The 1,767-nt window shown below is 40.0% G+C and carries 3 protein-coding genes; all 3 read right to left on the reverse strand.

All coding sequences use genetic code 11. The features are described from left to right. Positions 1-361 (reverse strand): hypothetical protein (locus IBX40_13275; protein ID MBE0525283.1); only part of this gene is annotated, 361 nt, incomplete at its 3' end. Between the two features lie 30 nt (positions 362-391). Beyond that, positions 392-1,510 (reverse strand): hypothetical protein, encoded by a 1,119-nt coding sequence (locus tag IBX40_13280; protein ID MBE0525284.1) that lies wholly within the window; start codon positions 1,508-1,510, stop codon positions 392-394. A gap of 39 nt (positions 1,511-1,549) precedes the next feature. Beyond that, positions 1,550-1,756 carry a hypothetical protein gene (locus IBX40_13285; GenBank protein MBE0525285.1) on the reverse strand — a complete coding sequence of 69 codons (207 nt, stop codon included), beginning with the start codon at positions 1,754-1,756 and terminating at the stop codon, positions 1,550-1,552. Between the last annotated feature and the right edge of the window lie 11 nt (positions 1,757-1,767).

The raw sequence follows: 1,767 nt of genomic DNA on the forward strand, positions 1-1,767 counted from the left end.
GAAGTATCTCTTTTGTCTTCCGGGAATTCTCTTCTAACTCGGCAATCCAGGACATGTAGAGTTTATTCGATTCCTCTGCGCTTGATAGGAATTTTTCAAGTGTCTCCTTATTGGATTCAAGCGTTGGGATTGGATAAAATTTACCAAAGCTAGTCTGGTATATTTTCACCCATTCATCATAAAATTCCTTATAGTTTTCAGGTGCAGCATCCGTTGAGAGTTCAGCCGCCTTGCCAAACATCTCTCCAGTGGATTCAATCCATGGCTTGTATAGCTTTAAGTAGGAATCCTCCCCCATTTTTGAAAAGGCTGTATAGCTGTCAGCCCACACGTCTTTTTTTTCTTCAATTTTCTTGACCATAAGAACTCAATTTTTATTATTTGTTTATATTTAAACCGCACCTGTGGAGCTGGTATACGGTTTCACCCAATGTTTGGATATGCTGGTAAATGTGTCCACATATATCTTTGCGCCATTCTTCACAGGCTCCATGATCTCCTTAAACGGGCTGAATGCGGGTGTGTTCTCAAAGAAGTTATCAAATGCCTTTCCATACATTTTAGCCCAGAGATTACAAATTTCTTTATGTGCATCCGGATCGGCGCCCTGCTTAGATAGTTCCTCAGCCTTCTGTGAAAGTTTTCCAAGGGTTGCTATCCAGGACTTGTACAGGTTCAGATTAACGTTTTCGCTGCGCACGAAATACTCTAAAACCTCCTTTGAAGGTCGCATGGACTTGGTATCAAACAACCTGCCATAGAGCTCCTGATAAGTATTCATCCACAAAGTATGAAATTCCATATAAGCTTCAGGGCTCGCATTCCCCCGGGAGATCTCTGCTGATTTCATAGAAAGCTTCAGCATGGAGTCAGTATACGGCACGTATAACTTCGCGTATGAATCTTTCCATATTTTTGACATCTGTTCAAATGCCTCTGAATATATATCAGGTGTTCCTGTGATATTCTCAAAGATCTGCTTCATATTTTGCCGCAATGGCAGTGTCAGAAGCTCATTAAGCATTTTTCCATAGGACTTGATCCACATATCGTAGACTTCTTTATATTTTGCAGGATCTGCTTCGACCTGGAGTACTTCGCGGGTCGCCTTGGAATTCTCTTCTAATTCGGCAATCCATGAACTGTAGATCTTATTCGATTCCTCTGCGCTAACCAGGAGTTTCTCAAATGTTTCTTTATTAGATTCCAGAGTCGGGATTTCATAAAATTTACCGAAACTGTTCTGGGAGGTTTTCACCCATTCACCATAAAATTCCTTATATGTTTCCGGTGCAGCATCCTTTGAGAGTTCGAACGCTTTCCCGAAAAGCGCTTCCGTGGATTCGAACCAGGGTTTGTACAGCTTTAAGTAGGAATCTTCCCACATTTTTGAAACTGCTGTGTAACTGTCTTCGCATGTCTTGGAACTATCATTTTTTTCTGTGTGGATATCTTCTTCGTGTATATCATTTCTTGCTTCAGTTTTTGTTTCTTCAGATTTATTAACCATATTTATTCACTCTTTCAATTTTTTATTTACTCCCCGTATTTATACGGGGCCTTTATTTCTCATCTCAACCAGTCCAGTAGGAATGAATCTCACTCCAAACAACTTTTTTATATCAGGCAAGGGTATGTGATATTCTTTAGATATCTCAAATTCTGCTTTGACCAGGGCATCATTTTCGCTCATATCTGTTTGCATGAATGCCATCTTTCTTTTTGAAATTGCTGTCAATACGTCAAATATATCCATGTGCAACCTAC

The sequence above is a fragment of the Methanosarcinales archaeon genome (assembly GCA_014859725.1).
Lineage (GTDB): Archaea > Halobacteriota > Methanosarcinia > Methanosarcinales > Methanocomedenaceae > Kmv04.

What these genes read in the sequence shown, in the direction of transcription:
- IBX40_13280 (MBE0525284.1), bottom strand. Translation starts at nt 1,510, where the DNA reads ATGGTTAATAAATCTGAAGAAACAAAAACTGAAGCAAGAAATGATATA.
- IBX40_13285 (MBE0525285.1), bottom strand. Translation starts at nt 1,756, where the DNA reads ATGGATATATTTGACGTATTGACAGCAATTTCAAAAAGAAAGATGGCA.